Raw genomic sequence first — 23,322 nt, 5'->3', positions numbered from 1 at the left:
TTTACGACTCACTTTGGCAAGCGCCTGATTCTTTTTGTGAAGAAAGCTTTTTATCGCGAACCGCGCTCGCGGCGCAGCTTCGCCCACCAGTCGAGACGCTTGCGGATGTCCCGCTCGAAACCCCTGTCGGGCGGATCGTAAAACGTCTTGCGCCCCATTTTTTCCGGAAAATAGTCCTGTCCCGAAAAGGCATCCGGCTCGTCATGGTCGTAACGGTAACCGTCACCGTAACCCTCGCCCTTCATCAGCTTTGTGGGCGCGTTCAGAATATGTTTTGGCGGCACCAGCGAGCCGTTTTCCTTGGCCGCCCGCATCGCCGATTTGAAGGCTGTATAAACGGCATTCGATTTCGGCGCGGTGGCGAGATAGACGCAGGCCTGCGCCAGCGCCAGTTCGCCTTCCGGTGACCCCAGATAATCATAGGCGTCCTTGGCGTCATTGCAGACGGCAAGCGCCTGCGGATCGGCAAGGCCGATATCCTCCACCGCCATGCGCACCAGCCGCCTCCCGATAAAGAGCGGGTCTTCGCCGGCATCGAACATGCGGCAGAGATAATAAAGCGCCGCATCCGGGTCCGAACCGCGCACCGATTTATGCAGCGCGGAAATCAGATTGTAGTGGCCATCCTGTCCCTTGTCATAAACCGGCGCGCGCCGCTGCACGATGCGCGTCAGCCCTTCGGTATCGAAAGTCTCGTCCTTGCGCGCCGCGCGCCAGACCTCTTCGGCAAGCGTCAGCACGGCGCGGCCATCGCCATCGGCCATCCGGATCAGGCTGGCACGCGCCTCCTCGTTCAGCGGCAGAGGCTTGCCCTCCGCCTCTTCGGCGCGCTTCAAAAGCTCGCCCAGGCTCTCCTCGTCATGCGAACCGAACGTGAGGACACGCGCCCGCGACAAAAGAGCGGCATTCAGTTCAAAGGACGGGTTTTCGGTGGTTGCCCCCACAAGAATGATGGTGCCGTCTTCCATGACCGGCAGGAAGCTGTCCTGCTGGGCACGGTTGAAACGATGGATCTCGTCAACAAAAAGCAGCGTCTGCCGGCCGTTCATCCGGCGTGTGCGTGCTGCCTCGAAAACCTTCTTGAGATCGGCAACACCGGAAAAAATCGCCGAAATCTGCTCGAAAGCCAGCCCGGCCTCGCCCGAAAGCAGACGGGCGACCGTCGTCTTGCCGGTACCGGGCGGTCCCCAGAAGATCATCGATCCGAGTGAGCCGCTATCGATCATACGGCGCAGCACGCCCTCTTCACCCGTCAGATGCGGCTGCCCGGTCACCTCCGCCAGCGTCTTCGGACGCAGGCGGTCGGCAAGAGGCCGCCGGTTGGCGACCTCGACAGGCACCTGTGGAGCAAAGAGGTCATCGCTCATCGCAGGAACTGCCGGATACGTTGACCGTCACGCAGGATTTCCACCCGCCAGAAGCCGGGATTGTCGTCCAGCGCCTTTTCGACCGCAGCGGTGGAGCCGATATCCGAGCCATTCAGCGATAGGATGACGTCCTTCGGCTGGAAACCGACCCGATAGGCCGGCGAACCGCGCTTCACATCGGTGACGACGACGCCGGTCACCTGCGAAGGCATGCGCAGTTCATCCGCAAGCTTCGGCGAGAGATTGGCGACAGTCGCGCCCGCCAGGGGATTGCGTCCCTCCAGCAGGCGTTCATCACGCGGCGCGGTTTCCGGCGCCGTGTCGAGCGCAATGGTCACCTTCTTCTCTTTGCCCTTCTCCACCAGCGTCAATTCGGCGGACTTGCCGATGCCAGCCGTCGTGAGGCGATAACCGAGTGCATCGGGATGCTCCACCTCCAAACCGTTGACCGCCGTTACGACCTGCCCCGGCTCGATGCCAGCTTTCTCCGCCGGGCCGTCCTTGACGACGCTGACAACGAGCGCACCGCGCGCGCGGTGCAGGCCAAGCGCCTCGGCGACATCGGAGGTGACAGGATCGAAGGTCGCGCCGATATAGGGCCGCTGGAAGTTCGCGTCGCCACGCTCGGCGGCGGCAACGAAAACGCGGACCAGATTGGCGGGAATGGCAAAACCGATGCCGTTCGACCCGCCGCCCTTGGAGAAGATGGCAGTATTGATGCCGATCAACTCACCCGCCATGTTCATCAGCGCGCCGCCGGAATTGCCGGGGTTGATGGAGGCGTCGGTCTGGATGAAGAAGCCGAAATCGCCCTGCGTCACCTGGTTGCGCGCCAGCCCCGAGACGATGCCGCTTGTTACCGTCTGGCCGACACCGAAGGGGTTGCCGATGGCAAGCACGAGATCGCCGACTTCAATGGCATCCGAATTGCCAAGCGAAAGCACCGGAAACTGTTCCTTCGCGTCGATCTGCAGAATGGCAAGATCGACCCGGTCGTCCTTCAGCAGCACCTTGGAGGAGAATTCACGCCCATCCGCCAGAGCCACCTTGATGTCGTCGGCGCCATCGATGACGTGATTATTGGTCACCACGAGGCCGCCGGCCGTCACGATCACACCCGATCCAAGCGAGGACTGTTTCTCCGTGCGGTTCGGCATCTGCTGGCCGAAGAACTGTTCGAAGAACGGGTCGCCGGCAAAGGGCGACGAGCGCCGCTGCACGATGCGTTCGGCATAGACATTCACCACAGCGCCCGCGGTACGCTTGACCAGCGGCGCGAAGGAAAGCTGCATTTCCATGTGGCTTGCGGGCACGGTCTTGTTGTCCTGCGCCTGCGCTCCGACCGGAACGAGAAGCAGCGCCGCAAGAAAGCCGGTGGACAGATACTTCAGCACGCTCTGCATGTGATTCCTCATCCTCATCAGTATGATGGAGTTATAACGTGAAAGCCTATAAAGCAAAGCGCGGCAAGATGATGGCCGATCTTTTTCATGCGATGACCGGCTTGTGCAGGTGGAACCAACAGCACCCCATTTCGGTTTCACCCACACGAGCCTGTCCTCAAAATGAGACGACCCATGCACATGAAACAGACAATCCTTGCCTCCGGCATCCTCCTCGCCTGCGCTTCATTGGGTTCGCCCGCCAACGCCGCCAGCTTCGATTGCACGAAGCCGGATCTGGCCGCGGATGAAAAGGCGATCTGCGACAACCGAGCCCTCAACGATCAGGACGTGAAGATGGTCACCACCTTCGACATCCTGACACAACTGATGGCGATGGGCGCACGCGACACCTTGCGCGAAGAACAGAGCCAATGGTTGAAAAAGCGCCAGGAATGCAATGCGGATGTCGCCTGCATTACAAGTGCCTATGAGGAGCGCATGAAGCGGCTCGGGGAAGCTTTTCAGAGCATAAACAGACCGCTCTGATTTTCACGCAACGCGAATGATATTCTCCATCAGCCCATGCAATTGGTCGCGATAACCGGTTCTCGCCGAAGGCGCATCCTCGCGGGACGTCATAACCACCGAAAGCCGTTTAGCGGGGACGATATAGAGCATCTGCCCGCCATAGCCCCAGGCATAATAAACCGTCTCGCCCGCCATCTCCTTGATGAACCAGCAATAGCCGTAACCATCGCCGTTGAAGACGGAATTGGTGCGTTGTTGCCAGGATTGATCGATCCAGCTCTGCGAAATCAAACGCTCGCCGCCTGGCGTTACCCCGCCCAGCCGGTAAAGCTCGCCGAAAGCCAGCAGCGACCGCGCCGTCATCGCCATCTGGTTGCCGCCGAGATAGATGCCCTGCGGGTCGCGCTCCCAGCCGCCGATTGAGAAGCCCTCCAGCGGCCGGAACCAGTCGCGCGCCAGCGACAGCGTCGAACGGCCGGATGCCTTGGTCAAAATCGCCGAAAGCAGATGCGTGGAACCGGTGGAGTAAAGCATGCCACCGCCCGGCTCTCCGGCAAAACCCGACCCCAGCGCCATTCGCACCCAGTTGCGGCTGGCGACCCAGCGGCCGTAGTTCGGGCCGGACATTCGTTCCAGACCGGATTGCATGGAAAGCAGGTTGCCGATGGTTACCCTTTCCAGACGCGCATCGGGGTTCGGCGGAAAATCGCTGCGCAGGATCGTGGCAATCGGCTGATCCGCCCCGGCCAATATCTTGCGGTCGATCGCCATGCCGACCAGCGCGGAAATCACAGATTTCGAGGCCGACTTGATGTTGGTGGAACCCATAAGGCTGGCGCCGTGATAGGCACGGCTGGCCACCTCCTCGCCGTCAATACTGACGATGACGGCTTTCAGGCTCGAAAGCCCATCCGCCTCGTTGAGCAATGGACTGAAGCGGGCGCCATTGCCGGGTGTTTGCCCGTGGGCAAGGCGGGCGAAAGGCAGGGATGCGATAAGGCCGAGTGCGGTTCGTCTTTTCATGGTGCTGAAGTTAGGCATCGCGGCGCGTTGGAAAAGGGCAAGTGACGGAACATCACTCCAATGTGACTGATGGCATGGAGGGTGGACGGCCGGATGGTTTAGAATTTGCGGTGCAGAAACAACGTGTTGCGCGAGCTTGGAGAATCAAGCTCTGAGGCAATTGAATCTGTTTCTTAACGGCGCGCGTAATCTGGGTCAGAACAAGAAAAAGCCGCTCAGAAGAGCGGCTCAGGCTGCCTGCAATGTAGGACCCTGCCCACCAGATTACTCCGGCAAAATCCGAACAGCACCCTTGTCGGCACTGGACGCAAAAGCCGCATAGGCCTTCAGCGCTGTCGTGACGTTGCGCTTGCGGAACTCCGCAGGCTTCCAGCCGAGCTGATCCTGCTCGGCGCGGCGGGCTGCCAGATCCGCATCCGTAACTTTGAGGTTGATCGTGCGGTTGGGAATATCGATCTCGATCAAGTCGCCCTGACGCACGAGGCCGATAGCGCCGCCCTGCGCCGCTTCCGGCGAGGCATGGCCGATGGACAGGCCGGATGTGCCGCCCGAAAAACGTCCGTCGGTGATAAGCGCGCAGGCTTTGCCAAGGCCCTTGGACTTGAGGTAGCTGGTCGGATAGAGCATTTCCTGCATTCCGGGGCCGCCCTTCGGTCCTTCGTAACGAATGACGACGACATCACCTGCCTTGACCTCGTTGGAAAGAATGCCCTTCACCGCAGCGTCCTGGCTTTCGTAAACAACCGCCGGACCGCTGAATTTCAGGATGGATTCGTCGACACCCGCCGTCTTCACGATGCAGCCATCAAGAGCGATGTTGCCATAAAGCACGGCCAGACCGCCATCCTTGGAGAAAGGCTTTTCAACCGAGCGGATAACGCCGTTCTCACCGTCCGTATCCAGATCGTCCCAGCGCGACGACTGGCTGAAGGCCACCTGCGTCGGCACGCCGCCGGGGGCAGCCTTGAAGAACTGCCGCACGGTTTCGCTGTTGGTGCGGGTGATGTCCCAACGGTCGATGGCGTCGCCCAGCGTCGCCTCGTGCACCGTGTAGGTATCGCGATTGAGGAGACCGCCGCGATCCAGCTCGCCGAGAATGCGCATGATGCCGCCGGCGCGGTGAACGTCTTCCATGTGCACGTCCTGCTTGGCAGGCGCGACCTTGGAAAGGCAGGGAACCTTGCGGGAAAGACGGTCGATGTCTTCCATGCCGAAATCGACACCGCCCTCATGCGCTGCCGCCAGAATATGCAGCACCGTGTTGGTGGAACCGCCCATGGCGATATCCAGCGACATGGCGTTTTCAAACGCAGCCTTGTTGGCAATGGTGCGCGGCAGAACGGTCTCGTCGTCCTGCTCGTAATAACGGCGCGCCAGATCGACGATCAGGTGACCGGCCTCGACGAACAGGCGTTTGCGGTCCGAATGGGTGGCAAGCGTCGAACCGTTGCCGGGCAATGACAGGCCGAGCGCCTCGGTCAGACAGTTCATGGAATTGGCAGTGAACATGCCGGAACAGGAACCGCAGGTCGGGCAAGCGGAACGCTCGATGATCTTGACGTCCTCATCGGAAATCTTGTCATCGGCAGCTGCGACCATGGCGTCAACCAGATCGAGCGCGACCGTCTTGCCATGCAGAACGACCTTGCCCGCTTCCATCGGACCACCGGAAACGAATACGGCGGGAATGTTGAGGCGCATCGCCGCATTCAGCATGCCGGGGGTGATCTTGTCGCAGTTGGAGATGCAAACCATCGCGTCGGCGCAATGGGCATTGACCATGTATTCGACCGAGTCAGCGATGATTTCGCGCGACGGCAGCGAATAAAGCATGCCGTCATGTCCCATGGCGATGCCGTCATCGACAGCGATGGTGTTGAATTCCTTGGCAACGCCACCGGCCGCTTCGATTTCACGCGCAACGAGCTGGCCGAGATCCTTCAGATGCACATGGCCCGGCACAAACTGCGTGAAGGAATTGACCACCGCGATGATGGGCTTGCCGAAATCGCTGTCCTTCATGCCGGTGGCGCGCCATAGGCCGCGCGCGCCCGCCATGTTGCGGCCGTGGGTTGTCGTTCTGGAGCGATAGACTGGCATGGTATTTTCCTCGATCTCTTGGGCAGAAGAGCGCATTACCACACCGCGGTCAAAATGCCCTCGCCCTATTTTGCGGTTTTTCTAGCGCAAACCGTAAGCCCTGTCACTGTCACCTTCGGGCAAAACAGTACGGTTCGGTACGGTACGCCCGGTTTGAATGTTGCAATTCGCGCGGCCTGTCATCACAAATGCGCGATTTTTGCCGCCCGGCCGCTGTTTTTGCGCAGAGTGCTGAAACATATCTGTGCAGCGGCCGTATAGCCTATCATAATCGATTTATCGCCGATGCACCCGGCTTTTGTGGAGGTTGAAATGCCCGCCTATCGTCCGCCCCTCATCCCGGCACGAGAAATCACGCCGAAGAATATCTACCTCTCGAGACGCGGCTTCCTGGGCACCGCGGCGGGGCTTGCGGCAATCGGGCTTTCCGGCCGCGAGGCTGTCGCCACTCCGCTTGCTGCCAAAGCAGGCGCCTACAAGCTGGATGAGAAGCTCACCCCGCTCGATGCCGTCACCAGCTACAATAATTTCTATGAGTTCGGAGTGGGCAAATCCGACCCGAAGGAAAATTCCGGCAAGTTCAAGCCCACCCCCTGGACGGTAAAAGTGGATGGCCTTGTCTCCAAACCGCAGGAATTCGGCATCGAAGAGCTGATGAAATATCAGCTAGAGGAGCGCACCTATCGCATGCGCTGCGTCGAGGGCTGGTCGATGGTCATTCCGTGGATCGGTTTCCCTCTCGCCGCACTTCTCGACAAGGTGGAGCCACTCGGCAGCGCGAAATACGTGTCCTTCGAAACCGTGGTGCGGCCGGAGGAAATGCCGGGCCAGAGCGGCCTGTTCCAGCCTCTGTCCTGGCCCTATGTCGAGGGTCTGCGCCTAGATGAGGCCCGCCATCCTCTGACCATTCTTGCCGTCGGACTATACGGCGAAACCCTGCCGAACCAGAATGGCGCGCCCATTCGCCTCGTCGTTCCCTGGAAATACGGCTTCAAGGGCATCAAATCCATCGTCCGTATTTCGCTTGTCGAGAAACAGCCGGAAACGACGTGGAAAAACTCCAACGCCCGCGAATACGGTTTCTATTCCAACGTCAATCCGCATGTGGACCATCCGCGCTGGAGCCAGGCAACGGAACAGCGCATCGGCGAAGGCGGCTTTTTCGGCACCCAGAACCGCCCTACCCTGATGTTCAACGGCTATGACGAGGTGGCAAGCCTCTATACCGGCCTCGATCTAAAGGCGAATTACTGATCATGGCCCTCGCCTTTTCGCTTCCCTCACTGCCGAAGCGTTACCAGCCGGCAGCCATCTGGTCGCTTTATGTCATCGGCCTCTGTCCCGGCCTCTGGTATTTTTACCTCGCCGCAACCGGCGGCCTCGGCTTCAACCCAGTCAAGGATTTCGAGCACCTGCTCGGCATCTGGGCGCTGCGCTTTCTATGCCTCGGCTTGCTGGTGACGCCGCTGCGCGATCTCTTCAACATAAACCTCATCGCCTATCGCCGGGCGTTGGGACTGATCGCCTTCTATTACGTGCTGGCACATTTCAGCGTCTATCTGGTTCTGGACCGCGGCCTGGTCTTCAGCTCCATCGCCGCTGATATTCTCAAGCGGCCCTATATCATGTTCGGCATGGCGGGGCTCGTCATGCTGCTGCCGCTCGCGCTCACCTCCAACCGCTGGTCGATCCGCAAGCTCGGCAGCCGCTGGAACACGCTGCACAAGCTCGTCTATCTCGTGCTCATCGTCGGCGTACTGCATTTCGTGCTGGCGCGAAAATCGATCACGCTCGAGCCGGTGTTTTATATCAGTACGATGGTGGTGTTGCTCGGGTATCGGCTGGTGCGGCCCTCGATCATGGCGGCGAAGAGGGCAAGGCGCGCAAGCCCCGTCCGGACGTAAAGGACGCCACCGCGATCCCGCCGATATAGCAAACGATATTCCACACCGAGAAAACGCGGCCGAGCAGCAAAGCTCCGGCCGCCGTTGCGCGAAACGCGTCCAGCGCCGGGAAATGAACGAGCCGGATCAATTCCACGACGACGACGGCGATGACGGCGATGTGAACCTCGTAACCGTAACAGCGGGACGGAAGGATGGCCGCCAGCAGCAGATAGACCATCGCCCCCCAGAGCACGGATCCGCCATATTTTACCGCCACGAACGGCAATCCCACCTCGTAGCCGAACGCCCGCAAGCAAAGGCCGCCAATGATCACAATCATGGCCGCCGCCAAAAGCCGGATGCGGGCAAAATAAGGCGGGGAAAGGCGTGACAGACCCATGCGAGTTCCTTCCGGTTTTCGTATGAAAATTTAACAGATACAAATCGAGGCGCGAACATGAGCACAGCAACAGGCCCAGCCGCAACCCGCCTCTCGGTTTTGGACAATCTTCTGTGCGATACCTATCCTTGGGGCGAACTCAAGGGCATCAGGCGCTTTGTCATCGAATTTCTCTATTTCGGCATCAAGGAAGCCCGTGCCTGCCTGTTTGCGGGATTGTTCTTCATTTCCATCTTCGTGGTGCCGCATGGTGGGGTATTTGGCATTCCGCGTTATGACGTGCTGCTGATCGTCGCGCTCGGCATCCAGTTCTTCATGATCTGGAGCAGGCTGGAAACGCTTGACGAGGCCAAGGCCATCCTGCTGTTCCATATCGTCGGCTTCGCGCTTGAGGTGTTCAAGACGTCAAGCGCTATCCAGTCCTGGTCCTACCCCGACTTCGCCTATAGCAAGGTCCTCGGCGTGCCGCTCTTTTCCGGCTTCATGTACGCCGCCGTCGGCAGCTACATCATCCAGGCGTGGCGCCTGCTGGATGTGCGCATTCGCAATTATCCCACCTATTGGATGGCAACGCTGATCGGCATCGCCATCTACGCCAACTTCTTCACCCACCACTTTATCGGTGACTACCGCTGGTACATCGCCGCCTGCGCCATCGGCCTCTATTCCCGCGCAACAGTGGTCTACCGTCCCTATGATCGGGATCGAAAGATGCCGCTGCTTCTCTCCTTCGTCCTGATAGGGTTTTTCGTCTGGCTGGCGGAAAACATCTCCACATTCTTCGGTATCTGGAAATATCCCGATCAGATCGGCGCCTGGTCCGTCGTCCATATCGGCAAGTGGAGTTCGTGGTCGCTGCTGGTCATCATGACGTTTACGATTGTCGCGCAACTCAAGCACATCAAGGCCCGCATCCACGTTCCAGAGTGAAGCGAGCGCTTTCCAAGCATCGTTAAAAAATACGATTGCAGGACATCGAGCCGATAGAGAGCAATAACTTGTAAATCCTGCCAAAAAATCTACCGGGCGATATACAAGACAAGCGAAAATACCGAAGTTGGCGTATTTATCGTTCACGACGCCAGCCGCCCTAATGGCTTCTATGTTGATACAGCTTACCATCGGAACGCCGATATTGTGAAAAAGACCATTACACCCGCGCCCGTATTCCCGAAATTTACAGGCTATATGATCCAAGACTTCGAAATGTTCGAAAGCTTGGATGGCGTCTTACTTTTAGGTTTGTATCACTTAACCAAAAAGGAGCGAAACGAGCTCAATACATTCCTTGCATCCCTGTTGCGCTCTGATGTTTCAGATAGCTTGATTGGAGATCTTTGGAACACATCCAATGCTGAATTTGGTGCCGAAGGTAAGGGAACTAGATGGCTTCTCAATCGGACAGTCGAGTTGATCGAAGGTGACGACGGCACTGACGGTTACTATCTGCGTCGTTCATGACTATTCTTTTGGAAAATAAAAAAGCCGGGTGATTTCTCACCCGGCTTTTTAATTCACGACGCCTGAACGGCGTCAGACCTTACGCAGCTTCGGCAGCAGCAGCTTCCGCAGCAACGCGAGCCTTGTCGGCTGCGCCCTTGGCGTCAACGTCACGCTCGACGAATTCAACAACGGCCAGAGCCGCGTTGTCGCCCTGGCGGAAGCCAGCCTTCATGATGCGCAGGTAGCCGCCGTTGCGGGTTGCGTAACGCGAAGCGATTGCGTCGAACAGCTTGCGAACAGCGTCCTGATCCTTGATCTGCGAGATCGCCTGACGACGAGCGTGCAGGTCGCCGCGCTTGCCAAGCGTCACGAGACGCTCGACGATCGGACGGATTTCCTTCGCCTTAGGAAGGGTGGTGACGATCTGCTCATGGGTGATGAGCGAAGCAGCCATGTTGGCAAACATTGCCTTGCGGTGGCTGGCGGTTCTATTGAGCTTGCGGCCTGAATTACCGTGGCGCATTGCTATTCTCCTTCTACGCAGGTGCCTTCTCTAAGGCCTGCCGTTTCCTGGCACATGCAGATGACTTATCTGCTGTTTGACGGGGAAAGGCAGTCTTTAAGGTCTGCCTTCTTGTTTGTTAGTATTGGTCTTCGTAACGCTTGGCGAGATCTTCGATGTTCTCAGGCGGCCATGCCGGTACTTCCATACCGAGGTGCAGACCCATGGAAGCGAGAACTTCCTTGATTTCGTTCAGCGACTTGCGACCAAAGTTCGGCGTGCGAAGCATTTCGGCTTCGGTCTTCTGGATCAGGTCGCCGATATAGACGATGTTGTCGTTCTTCAGGCAGTTTGCCGAACGAACGGACAGTTCCAGCTCGTCGACCTTCTTGAGAAGCGCCGGGTTGAACGCGAGTTCGGTAACCGATTCTTCTTCTGCTTCCTTCTGCGGCTCGTCGAAGTTGACGAAGACGCCGAGCTGGTCCTGAAGAATGCGAGCGGCGAAGGCAACGGCGTCTTCGCCGGAAACCGAACCGTTGGTCTCGATCGTCATGATCAGCTTGTCATAGTCGAGAACCTGACCTTCACGGGTGTTTTCCACCTTGTAGGACACTTTCTTGACCGGAGAATACAGGCTGTCCACCGGAATGAGGCCAATCGGGGCATCTTCCGCGCGGTTGCGCTCAGCCGGTACGTAACCCTTGCCGTTGTTGACGGTGAATTCCATGCGGATTTCAGCGCCTTCGTCCAGCGTGCAGATCACGTGGTCGGGGTTCAGGATCTCGATGTCGCCAACCGTCTGGATGTCACCAGCGGTTACCGAACCCGGACCCTGCTTGCGCACGACCATGCGCTTGGAATCGTCACCATCCATCTTGATGGCGATTTCCTTGATGTTGAGCACGATATCCGTCACATCTTCCCGAACGCCGGGGATGGAGGAGAATTCGTGCAGGACACCGTCGATCTGCACGGCCGTAACAGCGGCACCACGCAGAGAAGACAACAGAACGCGACGCAGCGCGTTGCCGAGGGTAAGACCGAAACCACGCTCCAGCGGCTCGGCAACGAGCGTTGCCTTGGTGCGGCTGGACGAGGTGAACTCGACCTTGTTCGGCTTGATAAGTTCCTGCCAGTTCTTCTGAATCATCTTTAAACCTTCCGTTCGCCGCCACCATCCAATCGTGACGGACCGAGCATGAAAACACTGAGAGGAACCTAATTCCGCGGTTCATCAGTGGGTTCTTGAGCGCAAGTCCGTCGATCGAAATCGACGCGCACACGCCAGATACACGAAAATTCCGCCAGACCGAAGGAAAGGCGGAATTTCCGAACCACGGTCGCGTCAGACGCGGCGCTTCTTGCGCGGACGGCAACCGTTGTGCGGGATCGGCGTCACGTCGCGAATGGAAGTGATCATGAAACCGGCAGCCTGCAGAGCGCGAAGTGCCGATTCACGGCCGGAACCCGGACCGCAAACTTCAACTTCAAGCGACTTCATGCCGTGTTCCTGAGCCTTCTTCGCGCAATCTTCAGCAGCGATCTGGGCAGCAAACGGGGTCGACTTGCGCGAACCCTTGAAGCCCTTGGCACCAGCAGACGACCAAGCAATAGCATTGCCCTGTGCGTCGGTGATGGTGATCATCGTGTTGTTGAAGGTCGAGTTGACATGCGCGACGCCCGACGTGATATTTTTACGTTCGCGACGGCGAACGCGTGCGGCTTCCTTGGCCATTTTATACCTTTCATTGATCTCTTCACCGCCGTAACACCAGCGGCTACACCGGCGATCGACCCGTTTACGAGCTTCACGCCAAACTCAGAAAGGCTGGCGCAGACCGCACCAGCCTCTCCTTTCCGGAGAACCGGAAAATTACTTCTTCTTACCAGCGATAGCCTTCGCCGGACCCTTACGGGTGCGGGCGTTGGTGTGCGTGCGCTGACCGCGGACCGGAAGGCCACGACGGTGACGCAGGCCGCGGTAGCAGCCGAGGTCCATCAGACGCTTGATGTTCATCGAGGTCTCGCGACGAAGATCGCCTTCGACCTGATAGTCGCGGTCGATTGCTTCGCGGATCTGAAGAACTTCAGCATCCGTAAGCTGATGAACGCGCTTGTCAGCCGGAAGACCGACCTTGTCCATGATTTCCTGCGCGAATTTCGGACCAATCCCGTGAATATACGTCAGCGCAATAACAACGCGCTTTGCAGTCGGGATGTTGACGCCAGCGATACGTGCCACGTCTTTTCTCCTTGGTTCCAGTTGCCATCCGGCAAGTGGTGATTCCATTCGAGCGGCCGACACGACCGCCAGTTCAAAATTGATGTCCGTGACAAGTCAAAACGACCGAACCCGGATTTCCCTCCCTTAAGGGAAATCCGCGCCAGTCGCTTGGGATGTCGCGAGTTGGCGCGGTGTTTAACGGAATCAGCGCTAAAAAGCAACCGGCTCCGCCAAGATTCTTTTGCGATCCAAAGGATACGCCGTATCAGGAGCACAGGATTTGCCGGGAAAACCGCCTGCGGTTTTCACCATCCCGCTCCAACCATCAGGCCGAGGCCTTTTCCAGAACCCGTTCGATGGCCGCGGTGACGGCATCGACATCAGCCATGCCATCCAGTGTCACAAGTTCACCCTGCTCGCTGTAATATTGCGACAGCGGCGCAGTCTTCTCGCGATACTCCGTCAACCGCTTGCGGAAGGCTTCCGGATTGTCGTCGGAACGAACCGTGCCACCGGCAGCGATGGTCTCTGCAACGCGATTTTCGATTCGGCGAATCAGCGCCTCCTCGTCCACCTTCAGTTCGATGACGGCATCGAGGGCAACGTTCTTCTTGTGCATGTTCTCGGCAAGCGCCTTGGCCTGCGGAACGGTGCGCGGATAGCCATCGAGAATGAAACCCTTGGCACAGTCCGGAGCTTCGATGCGTTCGGAAACGATCTGATTGACGATATCGTCGGAAACCAGCCCGCCGGCGTCCATGACGGCCTTGGCGCGCTTGCCTATTTCCGTGCCCGCGCTAACCGCAGCGCGAAGCATGTCACCGGTGGAAAGCTGCGGGATCCCGTACTTGTCAGTCAGGCGTTTGGCCTGGGTTCCCTTGCCCGCACCCGGCGGACCTAAAAATATCAGTCTCATCGTCCCCTCTTTCCTCCACGCAACTTCGACTTCTTGATCAGTCCTTCATACTGCTGCGCGATCAGGTGTCCCTGAATTTGCGCAACCGTGTCCAGAGTTACACTGACAACGATCAAAAGCGAAGTACCACCAAGGGCTAATGGAATGCCCGTACGTGCGATAAGTGTCTCAGGAAGGATACACACGAAGACAAGATAAACAGCGCCGACAACCGTGATACGGGTCAGAACGTAATCGATGTACTCCGCGGTGCGCTCGCCCGGACGAATGCCCGGAATAAAGCCGCCATGCTTCTTGAGGTTATCGGCCGTGTCCTTCGGATTGAAGACGATAGCCGTGTAGAAAAATGCAAAGAACGCGATAAGCAGGCCATAGAGCGCCATGAACAGCGGCTGTCCATGCTGCAGCGACGCGATGATCGAGGTTGCCCAGCCCGGCATGTTGGTGTTTCCGGCAAAACCGGCAGCCGTCGCAGGCAGAAGCAGCAGCGAGGATGCGAAGATCGCGGGAATAACGCCAGCTGTGTTGAGCTTCAGCGGCAGATGCGAGGTATCGCCCTGGAACATCCGGTTGCCGACCTGGCGTTTCGGATATTGTATCAGCAGACGGCGCTGGGCGCGCTCCACGAAAACGATCAGCGCGATGACGCCGATTGCCACGATAACGACCATGAGGATGAGCGTCGTCGACAGCGCACCAGTGCGGCCGAGTTCCAGCGTGCCGGCAAGCGCCTTGGGCAGACCTGCGGCAATACCGGCAAAGATGATGAGCGAAATACCGTTGCCGATGCCGCGCGAGGTAATCTGTTCGCCAAGCCACATCAGGAACATCGTGCCGCCGAGCAGCGTGATGACGGTGGAAATACGGAAGAACAGGCCAGGATCGACCACGAGGCCGTTGCCGCTCTCAAGGCCGACAGCGATGCCGTAGGCCTGCAGGGTGCCAAGCAGTACCGTACCGTAGCGCGTGTACTGGTTGATGATCTTGCGTCCGGCTTCGCCTTCCTTCTTCAACGCTTCGAGCGAAGGCACGACCGAGGTCATGAGCTGCACGATGATCGAAGCGGAGATGTAAGGCATGATGCCGAGGGCGAAGATCGCCATACGCTCGACTGCGCCACCCGCAAACATGTTGAAAAGACCGAGAATACCGTTGGCCTGGCCACGGAAGGCCTGCGCATAGGCTTCGGGGTTCAGACCCGGAAGCGGAATGTGGGTACCAAGACGGTAGACGAGAAGTGCGGCAAGAGTAAACCAGAGACGCTTTTTCAGATCCTCCGCCTTAGCGAAGGTCGAAAAATTCAGGTTCGAAGCCAGTTGTTCCGCTGCTGAAGCCATAAATTTCTCCGAATGACCCTTGCCGGCCAGCGAAACCGGCCAATGCGGAAAGGTCTAAAAATACCGGTTCAAAAACGGGCTTCGGACGAACACGGCGTTGCGCCGCCATCATGCCTCACCCTGTTTTTTTATGTCCTATCCCCTCACTCAAGGAAGTTCAAGAACTGTGAGGCTCTCCCTGCGGCACTTTATGCCGCATGTGGCGCGCATAACAGCTGCACCGCGAAGAGTTTGCCATGATGCCACAATAAATCGATTTAAATCGAGAGCACCATAAGCCAGGGAGCGCAAACGCCCGGAGCGACTATGCCCCGGGCGTCTGAAGTCTATATATTACTCGGAGGCTTCAGCTGCAACTGCGAGAAGCTTGATAGAGCTGCCAGCCTTCTCAATCTTTTCGAGTGCAGGCTTGGAAGCGCCGGCAACTTCAAAAGCAACCTTGCTCGTCAGTTCGCCGTCAGCGAGAATGCGAACGCCGTCCTTGGTACGACGGATAACGCCAGCAGCCTTGAGAGCAGCAGCATCGATCGTTGCGGAAGCGTCGAGCTTCTTGGCGTCGATGGCGGTCTGAATGCGGCCGAGCGATACAACAGCAAATTCGGAAGCGAAAATGTTGTTGAAACCGCGCTTCGGAAGACGACGGTAGATTGGCATCTGACCGCCTTCAAAACCGTTGATGGCGACGCCCGAACGAGCCTTCTGACCCTTCACACCGCGACCACCGGTCTTGCCCTTGCCGGAACCGATACCGCGACCTACGCGGATGCGGTCCTTGGTGGAGCCTTCGTTGTCTCTGATTTCATTGAGTTTCATGATAGGTTACTCCGTCTCACTTCTCGTCAACGACGCGAACGAGATGCTGGACCGCACGGATCATGCCGCGAACCGCAGGAGTATCTTCCAGGGTGCGCTGACGGTGCATCTTGTTGAGACCCAGACCGACCAGCGTCTGACGCTGGATTGCCGGGCGGCGGATAGGGCTGCCGATCTGTTCGACCGTAACAGTCTTTTTGGCTTCAGTAGTCTTCTTGGCCATGATCCAGCTCCTTATTCTTCAGAAGCGTTGCCGGAAGCGGCACGACGAGACTGAAGGGTCGCATACTTGAGACCACGCTGTGCAGCGATGTCCTTCGGATGAACCTGATGCTTCAGAGCGTCGAACGTTGCGCGAACCATGTTGTACGGGTTCGAAGAACCGGTCGACTTGGCAACAACGTCATGAACGCCCAGCGTTTCGAAAACAGCGCGCATCGGACCACCGGCGATGATACCGGTACCGGCCTTGGCCGAACGCAGCAGAACCTTGCCTGCGCCGTGACGGCCATTGACGTCGTGATGCAGCGTGCGGCCATCGCGCAGCGGAACGAAGATCAGATCGCGCTTTGCGCTCTCGGTTGCCTTACGGATGGCTTCCGGAACTTCGCGAGCCTTGCCGTGACCAAAGCCAACGCGGCCCTTCTGGTCGCCGACAACGACGAGAGCGGCGAAGCCAAAGCGACGGCCACCCTTAACAACCTTTGCAACGCGGTTGATCGCGACCAGCTTGTCGACGAATTCGCTATCGCGTTCTTCACGGTTCTGGCGGTCGTCGCGAGAACCTCTTTTTTCCTGTGCCATTGTCCTTGTCCTTTTTCTTTTACGGGTGGAACGGCAAACGAAAAGACCACCGGCCTCGATGAAGAGACCCGCATGGCCCGGTGAAATTCCGCCCGGATCGTTCTCAGGGCGGAAACTGCAGCGCCGCGTGTCGAAACCGACACGCAAAGGACGCTGCAGGATCTTGAGTGGTGCGTGACCCTTTCTCCCGATTGCGAACAATCGAAAGGGTCAAGCACTCAGAAGTTCAGACCGCCTTCGCGGGCAGCTTCTGCCACAGCCTTGATACGGCCGTGATAGATGAATGCGCCACGGTCGAATACGACATCCTTGACGCCAGCCTTGACGCCACGCTCTGCAACCAGCTTGCCTACGACAGCTGCTGCTGCAACGTCGGCGCCGGTCTTGAGCGAGCCGCGCAGATCGGCTTCGAGCGTGGAGGCAGACGCAAGCGTCTTGCCAGCAACGTCATCGATGATCTGAGCGTAGATGTTCTTCGACGAGCGATGAACCGACAGGCGCGGGCGGCCATTGGCAACCGCCTTGATCTGGCGGCGCACACGGCTCGCGCGACGTGCAAGTGCTTCTTTCCTGCTAGCCATTTCGCGTGATCCTTACTTCTTCTTGCCTTCTTTGCGGACGATACGCTCTTCAGCGTACTTCACGCCCTTGCCCTTGTAGGGCTCGGGACCACGGTATTCGCGGATTTCCGCGGCAACCTGGCCAACCTGCTGCTTGTTGATGCCGGAAACGATGATTTCCGTCGGCTTCGGAACGGCAATGGTGATGCCGACCGGAGGCTCGTAAACTACATCGTGGCTGAAACCGAGAGCCAGCTGCAGGTTCTTGCCCTGCAGGGCGGCACGGTAACCGACGCCGTTGATTTCGAGCTTGCGTTCGTAGCCGTCCTTAACACCCTTGAAGATGTTCTCGATCATCGTGCGGGACATGCCCCACTTCGAACGAGCTTCCTTGGTGTTGTTGGCCGGCGTTACGGAAACGCCATTATCTTCGAGTTTCAGCTGGATGTCGTCATTAGCGACGAAAAACAGTTCACCCTTCGGGCCCTTAGCAGTGACCTTCTGGCCGTCGACATTGGCCGTAACACCTGCTGGAACCTGAACGGGCTTTTTACCGATACGAGACATTGTTCAATCCTGTCTGTTCGTTATGGAGATCCGTGCTCGGGTCTTAGAAGACCGAGCAAAGAACCTCGCCACCAACGTTCTGTTCGCGAGCTTGGTGATCGGCCATCACGCCCTTCGGGGTCGAAAGGATGGTGATGCCGAGGCCGTTCGCGACCTGCGGAATGGACTTAACCGAGACATAAACTCGGCGGCCCGGCTTGGAAACGCGGCCGATCTCACGGATCACGGACGCGCCTTCGTAGTACTTCAGTTCGATCGTGAATTCGGCCTTGCCGTTTTCGAAATCGACCTTGGAATAACCGCGAATGTAGCCTTCAGCCTGCAGCACGTCGAGAACGCGTGCGCGGAGGCTGGAAGCAGGCGTGCTTACCGAAGACTTACGGCGAGCAGCACCATTGCGGATGCGGGTGAGCATATCACCCAAAGGATCAGTCATGGTCATGTGCCCGTCTCCTTACCAGCTCGACTTGACAATGCCCGGCACCTTGCCGGAATTGCCCAGCTCACGAAGCGCGATACGCGACATCTTGAGTTTGCGATAGAACGCGCGCGGACGGCCCGTTACTTCGCAGCGGTTGCGGATACGCGTCTTCGAGCCGTCACGCGGCAGCGAAGCGAGCTTCAGAGTGGCCTTGAACCGGTCTTCGATCGGAAGGGACTGGTTCATCACGATCGCCTTCAGTGCAGCCCGCTTGGTGGCCTGCTGGGCGACCGACTTGCGGCGGCGCTTGTTCTTTTCAACTGCGCTTGTTTTCGCCATATCGGAGTTCCTTTTCTACGCTCGTCGTTACGGTTAGTGACGGAACGGGAAGTTGAACTCTGTAAGCAGAGCCCGTGCTTCGTCGTCCGACGTCGCCGTCGTGCAAACGATGATGTCCATGCCCCACATCTGATCAACCTTATCGTAGTTGATCTCAGGGAACACAATGTGTTCCTTGATGCCCATGGCGAAGTTGCCACGGCCGTCAAAGCTCTTCGGGTTCAGACCCCGGAAGTCGCGAACGCGCGGCAGCGCGATGTTGACCAGGCGATCAAGGAATTCATACATGCGGGCGCCACGAAGGGTAACCTTCGCGCCGATCGGCATGCCTTCGCGAACCTTGAAACCAGCGATCGAGTTGCGAGCGCGGGTAACAACCGGCTTCTGGCCGGCAATCGCAGCCAGGTCACCGGCAGCAATGGTTGGCTTCTTGGAGTCGGCAGTTGCCTCGCCAACACCCATGTTGATCACGATCTTTTCAAGCTTCGGGATCATCATCACGTTGGCGTAGGAGAACTTCTCCTGCATGGCGCCACGGATACGGGAAACGTACTCCGTCTTGAGACGCGGCTCGTACTTATCAGCCATCGATCACTTCTCCCGAACGCTTGGCCACGCGGACCTTCTTGCCGTCTACAACAGTGAAGCCAACGCGGGTCGGCTTGCCATCCTTATCGACGATGGCAATGTTGGAGATGTGCAAGGACGCTTCCTTGTTGATGATGCCAGCTTCCTGAGCCTGGGTCTGGCGCTGGTGACGCTTCACCATGTTAACGCCACGCACAACGGCCCGATCTTCCTTCGGCAAAACCTGGATTACTTCGCCGGTACGGCCCTTGTCCTTACCGGTCAATACGACAACGTTGTCGCCTTTACGAATTTTCTGCATCGCATACGCTCCTTACAGTACTTCCGGAGCCAGCGAGATGATCTTCATGTGGTTCTTGGCGCGAAGTTCGCGCGGAACCGGTCCGAAGATACGGGTGCCGATGGGCTCTTTCTTGTTGTCGATAAGAACGGCTGCGTTGTTATCGAAACGGATGACGCTGCCGTCAGCGCGACGGATGTCCTTGGCGGTGCGAACGACAACCGCCTTCATCACATCGCCCTTCTTGACGCGGCCGCGCGGAATAGCTTCCTTGATGGAAACGACAATAATGTCGCCAACAGAAGCATATTTGCGCTTCGAGCCGCCCAGCACCTTGATGCACATGACACGACGTGCGCCGGAATTATCCGCCACGTCGAGGTTTGTTTGCATCTGAATCATGTCAGGTCGCCTTCTTGTTGTTACCGGAACGGTTGGGCAAACTCTCCCGAGTGAGCCCCCTGCCCCAGCTTATGAATGTCTCTTTTTTTGCGCGGAAATGTCGTGACAGGGTGGTTTCCCGAAGGACCTTCCGTGCGCATCAAAGCAAAAGACGCTCGATTCACGAGCGTCCTTGCGGTGCTTCATACAGTATTTCGCGCCAAGTACAAGAGACCTGGCGCGATTCTGATGAAATTAAGCCTGGGCGGAAACGACCGTCCAGCGCTTGTCCTTGGAGATCGGTGCGCATTCCTCGATGGAAACGACATCGCCGACCTTATACTGATTGTTTTCGTCGTGTGCCTTGTACTTCTTCGAACGGCGAACGGTCTTCTGGAGCAGCGGGTGAGCGAATCGGCGCTCAACCCGGACTACAACAGTCTTCTCGTTCTTGTCGGACACTACGACGCCCTGCAGAATGCGTTTCGGCATATTATTTTTCCTTAGGCCTTGGCTTCTGCCGCCTTCTGGCGGGCAATGGTTTTAACGCGGGCGATGTCCTTGCGGACTTCGTTGATGCGCGAGGACTTCTCCAGCTGGCCAGTCGCCTTCTGGAAGCGCAGGTTGAACTGCTCCTTCTTCAGATCGGCGAGCTTGTCCTTGAGCTGGTCGGCGCTGAGGCCGCGAACTTCATCGGCTTTCATGTGCCTTGCTCCTTACTCTGCGATGCGCTGTACGAAGCGCGTCTTGACCGAGAGCTTGGCAGCGCCGAGACGAAGCGCCTCGCGGGCGATCTCCTCGGACACACCGTCGATCTCGAACATCATACGACCGGGCTTGACCTTGCATGCCCAGTATTCGACCGAACCCTTGCCCTTACCCATACGAACTTCGGTCGGCTTTGCCGTTACCGGAACGTCAGGGAATACGCGGATCCACACACGACCTGCGCGCTTCATGTAACGCGTGATCGCGCGGCGGGCCGCTTCGATCTCGCGTGCGTTCACGCGGTTCGGTTCCTGCGACTTCAAGCCGAATTCACCGAATGCCAGGTCAAAGCCGCCCTTGGCGACGCCCTTGATGCGTCCCTTGAACTGCTTGCGGTACTTAGTACGCTTTGGCTGCAACATTTTCTTACTTCTCCGAGCTTATCTTTCGCCAGCGTCAATCAAGCGTTTTCGCGACGACGATCGGGACGATCGCCACGCTCACGGCTTGCAGGGCCCTGAGCATCGCCTTCGAGACCACGACGTTCAGAAGCCATCGGATCGTGCTCAAGGATTTCGCCCTTGAAGATCCAGACCTTGATGCCGCAGATGCCGAACGCGGTTTCCGCTTCAGCTGTGCCGTAGTCGATGTCCGCACGCAGCGTGTGCAACGGAACGCGTCCTTCGCGGTACCATTCGGTACGAGCGATTTCGGCGCCACCGAGACGGCCACCGCAGGTGATCTTGATGCCTTCGGCGCCAAGACGCATTGCGGACTGAACCGAACGCTTCATCGCACGGCGGAAAGCCACGCGGCGCTCGAGCTGCTGGGCGATCGACTGAGCGACGAGAGTCGCGTCGATTTCCGGCTTGCGCACTTCAACGATGTTGAGGTGCGTTTCGGAGTTGGTCATCTCGGAAAGCTTCTTACGAAGCTTCTCGATGTCCGCGCCCTTCTTGCCGATGATGAGACCCGGACGAGCCGAATGGATCGTAACGCGGCACTTCTTGTGCGGACGCTCGATGACCACCTTGGCGATACCGGCCTGCTTGAGTTCCTTGATCAGGTAAGCCCGGATCTTCAGGTCTTCATGCAGCAGCTTGCCGTATTCAGCGGTGTCAGCGTACCAGCGGCTATCCCAGGTACGGTTGATGCCGAGGCGGAAGCCGATCGGATTGATTTTCTGACCCATTATGCGGCCTCCCCTTTTTCCTCAACTTCACGAACAACGATCGTGAGGTGAGAGAACGGCTTTTCAATGCGGGATGCACGACCACGGCCACGAGCGTGGAAACGCTTCATGGTGATGGACTTGCCAACATAGGCCTCGGCGACGACGAGAGCGTCGACGTCGAGGTCATGGTTGTTTTCCGCATTGGCAATCGCAGATTCGAGCGTCTTCTTGACGGTCCCTGCGATGCGCTTGCGGGAGAATTCGAGCTCGGCGAGAGCGCGATCAACCTTCTTGCCACGGATAAGAGCGGCAACCAGGTTCAGTTTCTGGGGGCTGACGCGGAGCGTACGGGCAATGGCCTGAGCCTCATTGTCCTTCAGCCGGCGTTCGGTCTTAGCCTTCGCCATGATTACTTCCTCTTTGCCTTCTTGTCCGCGCCGTGACCGTAATAGGTACGGGTCGGAGAGAATTCACCGAACTTGTGTCCGACCATGTCTTCATTGACAGAGACGGGCACATGCTTGCTGCCGTTGTAGACGCCAAACGTCAATCCGACGAACTGCGGCAGGATCGTGGAGCGACGGCTCCAGATCTTGATTACTTCATTGCGTCCGCTTTCGCGCACCTTCTCAGCCTTAGTGAGAAGATAGCCGTCAACAAACGGACCTTTCCAAACTGAACGAGCCACTTGAGACTTCTCCTCTTACTTCTTGCGCTGATGGCGCGAACGCATGATGAACTTGTCGGTCGACTTGTTCGAACGGGTGCGCTTGCCCTTCGTGGGTTTACCCCACGGAGTAACCGGGTGACGACCACCCGACGTGCGACCTTCACCACCACCGTGCGGGTGGTCGACCGGGTTCATGACGACGCCGCGAACGTGCGGACGCTTGCCACGCCAACGCGAACGACCGGCCTTGCCGTCGTTGGTGTTGCCGTGATCGGAGTTCGAAACTGCGCCGATCGATGCGAGGCAGGAGCCGTGCACCAGACGCTGTTCGCCCGAGTTGAGACGCAGGATAGCCATACCGGCATCGCGGCCGACGAGCTGGACGTACGTACCGGCGGAGCGGGCAATCTGACCGCCTTTACCTGGCTTCATCTCGACGTTGTGGATGATCGAACCGACCGGAATGTACTGAAGCGGCATGGTGTTGCCGGGCTTCACGTCCACTGCCTTGTCGGAGGCGATCACCTTGTCACCGGCAGCGAGACGCTGTGGCGCGAGAATGTAAGCCTGTTCGCCGTCGGTATACGTAACCAGCGCGATGAACGCGGTGCGGTTGGGGTCGTATTCCAAACGTTCAACGGTGCCTTCAACGTCGAACTTGCGACGCTTGAAGTCCACCAGACGGTAGGTCCGCTTGTGACCACCACCCTGGAACCGGACGGTGATCCGGCCCTGGTTGTTGCGGCCACCCTTGGAGCTGAGGCCCTGGGTGAGAGCCTTTACCGGCTTGCCCTTGTAGAGCGAAGCGCGGTCCACGATAACCAGCTGACGCTGGCTTGGCGTGGTCGGATTGAAACTTTTCAATGCCATATTCTTGTTCCCTTTTGGGTCTTTGCCCGCTTGGGC

At 58.2% G+C, this 23,322-nt stretch carries 33 protein-coding genes; 5 read left to right on the top strand and 28 right to left on the bottom strand.

Translation table 11 applies throughout. The features are described from left to right. Window positions 1-50: 50 nt before the first annotated feature. A complete protein-coding gene (locus J5276_RS04465) occupies window positions 51-1,367 on the bottom strand; it encodes a replication-associated recombination protein A (RefSeq protein ID WP_112154596.1) in 1,317 nt (438 codons plus the stop codon). Continuing rightward, window positions 1,364-2,770 (bottom strand): DegQ family serine endoprotease, encoded by a 1,407-nt coding sequence (locus J5276_RS04460; RefSeq protein WP_112154595.1) that lies wholly within the window; start codon window positions 2,768-2,770, stop codon window positions 1,364-1,366. The genes J5276_RS04465 and J5276_RS04460 overlap by 4 nt, the downstream gene beginning before the upstream one ends. Before the next feature lie 174 nt (window positions 2,771-2,944). Between J5276_RS04460 and J5276_RS04455 the strand changes: the two genes are divergently transcribed. Continuing rightward, entirely contained in the window at window positions 2,945-3,298 is a 354-nt protein-coding gene (locus tag J5276_RS04455; RefSeq protein ID WP_019567060.1) for a lysozyme inhibitor LprI family protein, read from the top strand. Window positions 3,299-3,301: 3 nt separating this feature from the next. Here J5276_RS04455 and J5276_RS04450 read toward each other — a convergent pair whose 3' ends face one another. Then, window positions 3,302-4,303, bottom strand: a complete 1,002-nt coding sequence (locus tag J5276_RS04450; RefSeq protein ID WP_003516108.1) for a serine hydrolase — start codon at window positions 4,301-4,303, stop codon at window positions 3,302-3,304. A gap of 264 nt (window positions 4,304-4,567) precedes the next feature. Then, window positions 4,568-6,403 (bottom strand): dihydroxy-acid dehydratase, encoded by a 1,836-nt coding sequence (ilvD, locus tag J5276_RS04445; protein ID WP_112154647.1) that lies wholly within the window; start codon window positions 6,401-6,403, stop codon window positions 4,568-4,570. A 312-nt stretch (window positions 6,404-6,715) separates the two neighbouring features. Between ilvD and msrP the strand changes: the two genes are divergently transcribed. Both msrP and msrQ read left to right on the top strand, forming a co-directional pair. After that, a complete protein-coding gene (gene msrP, locus J5276_RS04440; RefSeq protein WP_025593942.1) occupies window positions 6,716-7,657 on the top strand; it encodes a protein-methionine-sulfoxide reductase catalytic subunit MsrP in 942 nt (313 codons plus the stop codon). A gap of 2 nt (window positions 7,658-7,659) precedes the next feature. After that, window positions 7,660-8,307, top strand: coding sequence for a protein-methionine-sulfoxide reductase heme-binding subunit MsrQ (gene msrQ, locus J5276_RS04435; RefSeq protein WP_003516113.1), 648 nt, complete (start codon window positions 7,660-7,662; stop codon window positions 8,305-8,307). On the opposite strand, the gene J5276_RS04430 is transcribed toward msrQ, so the two are convergent. Continuing rightward, window positions 8,261-8,689 (bottom strand): DUF2809 domain-containing protein, encoded by a 429-nt coding sequence (locus tag J5276_RS04430; protein WP_065702395.1) that lies wholly within the window; start codon window positions 8,687-8,689, stop codon window positions 8,261-8,263. The genes msrQ and J5276_RS04430 overlap by 47 nt on opposite strands. 57 nt (window positions 8,690-8,746) lie before the next feature. Between J5276_RS04430 and J5276_RS04425 the strand changes: the two genes are divergently transcribed. Then, a complete protein-coding gene (locus J5276_RS04425; RefSeq protein ID WP_025593944.1) occupies window positions 8,747-9,619 on the top strand; it encodes a DUF817 domain-containing protein in 873 nt (290 codons plus the stop codon). A 207-nt stretch (window positions 9,620-9,826) separates the two neighbouring features. After that, window positions 9,827-10,150, top strand: a complete 324-nt coding sequence (locus J5276_RS04420) for a hypothetical protein (protein ID WP_255609923.1) — start codon at window positions 9,827-9,829, stop codon at window positions 10,148-10,150. 79 nt (window positions 10,151-10,229) lie between these two features. Here J5276_RS04420 and rplQ read toward each other — a convergent pair whose 3' ends face one another. From rplQ to rplB, 23 genes are all read right to left on the bottom strand, one after another. Next, complete coding sequence (rplQ, locus tag J5276_RS04415) at window positions 10,230-10,655, bottom strand: 50S ribosomal protein L17 (RefSeq protein WP_003495230.1); 426 nt, start codon at window positions 10,653-10,655, stop codon at window positions 10,230-10,232. A gap of 118 nt (window positions 10,656-10,773) precedes the next feature. Next, window positions 10,774-11,784 (bottom strand): DNA-directed RNA polymerase subunit alpha, encoded by a 1,011-nt coding sequence (locus J5276_RS04410; RefSeq protein WP_003516121.1) that lies wholly within the window; start codon window positions 11,782-11,784, stop codon window positions 10,774-10,776. 195 nt (window positions 11,785-11,979) lie between these two features. Beyond that, window positions 11,980-12,369, bottom strand: a complete 390-nt coding sequence (gene rpsK / locus J5276_RS04405) for a 30S ribosomal protein S11 (RefSeq protein WP_003495225.1) — start codon at window positions 12,367-12,369, stop codon at window positions 11,980-11,982. A gap of 138 nt (window positions 12,370-12,507) precedes the next feature. Next, window positions 12,508-12,876 carry a 30S ribosomal protein S13 gene (gene rpsM / locus J5276_RS04400; RefSeq protein WP_003516122.1) on the bottom strand — a complete coding sequence of 123 codons (369 nt, stop codon included), beginning with the start codon at window positions 12,874-12,876 and terminating at the stop codon, window positions 12,508-12,510. Between the two features lie 307 nt (window positions 12,877-13,183). Beyond that, a complete protein-coding gene (locus J5276_RS04395; protein ID WP_003516123.1) occupies window positions 13,184-13,774 on the bottom strand; it encodes an adenylate kinase in 591 nt (196 codons plus the stop codon). Beyond that, window positions 13,771-15,111, bottom strand: coding sequence for a preprotein translocase subunit SecY (gene secY, locus J5276_RS04390; RefSeq protein ID WP_174011585.1), 1,341 nt, complete (start codon window positions 15,109-15,111; stop codon window positions 13,771-13,773). Before secY ends, J5276_RS04395 begins: the two co-directional genes overlap by 4 nt. A 333-nt stretch (window positions 15,112-15,444) precedes the next feature. Beyond that, window positions 15,445-15,924 (bottom strand): 50S ribosomal protein L15, encoded by a 480-nt coding sequence (gene rplO / locus J5276_RS04385; protein WP_003516125.1) that lies wholly within the window; start codon window positions 15,922-15,924, stop codon window positions 15,445-15,447. 16 nt (window positions 15,925-15,940) lie between these two features. Then, window positions 15,941-16,147: a 50S ribosomal protein L30 gene (rpmD, locus tag J5276_RS04380; protein ID WP_003495212.1), complete on the bottom strand. Its 207-nt coding sequence runs from the start codon at window positions 16,145-16,147 to the stop codon at window positions 15,941-15,943. Between the two features lie 11 nt (window positions 16,148-16,158). Beyond that, the gene (gene rpsE, locus J5276_RS04375) at window positions 16,159-16,728 is read right to left on the bottom strand and encodes a 30S ribosomal protein S5 (protein WP_003516126.1); all 570 of its coding nucleotides are present in this window, start codon (window positions 16,726-16,728) and stop codon (window positions 16,159-16,161) included. Window positions 16,729-16,946: 218 nt separating this feature from the next. Next, window positions 16,947-17,309: a 50S ribosomal protein L18 gene (rplR, locus tag J5276_RS04370; RefSeq protein ID WP_003516127.1), complete on the bottom strand. Its 363-nt coding sequence runs from the start codon at window positions 17,307-17,309 to the stop codon at window positions 16,947-16,949. A 12-nt stretch (window positions 17,310-17,321) separates the two neighbouring features. Next, window positions 17,322-17,855 (bottom strand): 50S ribosomal protein L6, encoded by a 534-nt coding sequence (rplF, locus tag J5276_RS04365; RefSeq protein ID WP_003516129.1) that lies wholly within the window; start codon window positions 17,853-17,855, stop codon window positions 17,322-17,324. A 43-nt stretch (window positions 17,856-17,898) separates the two neighbouring features. Continuing rightward, window positions 17,899-18,297, bottom strand: coding sequence for a 30S ribosomal protein S8 (gene rpsH, locus J5276_RS04360; RefSeq protein WP_003516131.1), 399 nt, complete (start codon window positions 18,295-18,297; stop codon window positions 17,899-17,901). A gap of 12 nt (window positions 18,298-18,309) precedes the next feature. Beyond that, entirely contained in the window at window positions 18,310-18,615 is a 306-nt protein-coding gene (gene rpsN / locus J5276_RS04355; RefSeq protein WP_003495202.1) for a 30S ribosomal protein S14, read from the bottom strand. A 33-nt stretch (window positions 18,616-18,648) separates the two neighbouring features. Next, the gene (rplE, locus tag J5276_RS04350) at window positions 18,649-19,203 is read right to left on the bottom strand and encodes a 50S ribosomal protein L5 (protein ID WP_003495201.1); all 555 of its coding nucleotides are present in this window, start codon (window positions 19,201-19,203) and stop codon (window positions 18,649-18,651) included. Next, window positions 19,196-19,504, bottom strand: a complete 309-nt coding sequence (rplX, locus tag J5276_RS04345; protein ID WP_003516133.1) for a 50S ribosomal protein L24 — start codon at window positions 19,502-19,504, stop codon at window positions 19,196-19,198. Before rplX ends, rplE begins: the two co-directional genes overlap by 8 nt. Before the next feature lie 12 nt (window positions 19,505-19,516). Further along, window positions 19,517-19,885 (bottom strand): 50S ribosomal protein L14, encoded by a 369-nt coding sequence (gene rplN, locus J5276_RS04340; RefSeq protein WP_003495199.1) that lies wholly within the window; start codon window positions 19,883-19,885, stop codon window positions 19,517-19,519. Window positions 19,886-20,119: 234 nt separating this feature from the next. After that, window positions 20,120-20,356 carry a 30S ribosomal protein S17 gene (rpsQ, locus tag J5276_RS04335; RefSeq protein ID WP_003495195.1) on the bottom strand — a complete coding sequence of 79 codons (237 nt, stop codon included), beginning with the start codon at window positions 20,354-20,356 and terminating at the stop codon, window positions 20,120-20,122. Between the two features lie 11 nt (window positions 20,357-20,367). Further along, complete coding sequence (rpmC, locus tag J5276_RS04330) at window positions 20,368-20,568, bottom strand: 50S ribosomal protein L29 (RefSeq protein ID WP_003495193.1); 201 nt, start codon at window positions 20,566-20,568, stop codon at window positions 20,368-20,370. Between the two features lie 12 nt (window positions 20,569-20,580). Next, complete coding sequence (gene rplP, locus J5276_RS04325; RefSeq protein WP_003516136.1) at window positions 20,581-20,994, bottom strand: 50S ribosomal protein L16; 414 nt, start codon at window positions 20,992-20,994, stop codon at window positions 20,581-20,583. A 38-nt stretch (window positions 20,995-21,032) separates the two neighbouring features. Next, the gene (gene rpsC, locus J5276_RS04320; protein ID WP_003516138.1) at window positions 21,033-21,764 is read right to left on the bottom strand and encodes a 30S ribosomal protein S3; all 732 of its coding nucleotides are present in this window, start codon (window positions 21,762-21,764) and stop codon (window positions 21,033-21,035) included. After that, entirely contained in the window at window positions 21,764-22,153 is a 390-nt protein-coding gene (rplV, locus tag J5276_RS04315; protein WP_003495184.1) for a 50S ribosomal protein L22, read from the bottom strand. The genes rpsC and rplV overlap by 1 nt, the downstream gene beginning before the upstream one ends. Before the next feature lie 2 nt (window positions 22,154-22,155). Further along, window positions 22,156-22,434, bottom strand: a complete 279-nt coding sequence (rpsS, locus tag J5276_RS04310) for a 30S ribosomal protein S19 (protein WP_003507772.1) — start codon at window positions 22,432-22,434, stop codon at window positions 22,156-22,158. A 15-nt stretch (window positions 22,435-22,449) separates the two neighbouring features. Continuing rightward, window positions 22,450-23,286, bottom strand: coding sequence for a 50S ribosomal protein L2 (gene rplB, locus J5276_RS04305; RefSeq protein WP_003516146.1), 837 nt, complete (start codon window positions 23,284-23,286; stop codon window positions 22,450-22,452). Between the last annotated feature and the right edge of the window lie 36 nt (window positions 23,287-23,322).

This window comes from Agrobacterium sp. S7/73, from assembly GCF_019355535.1.
GTDB classification, from domain to species: Bacteria; Pseudomonadota; Alphaproteobacteria; order Rhizobiales; family Rhizobiaceae; genus Agrobacterium; species Agrobacterium tumefaciens.
Note: the sequence above shows the minus strand (reverse complement) of the source record. Positions and strands in the feature narration are given on the sequence as shown.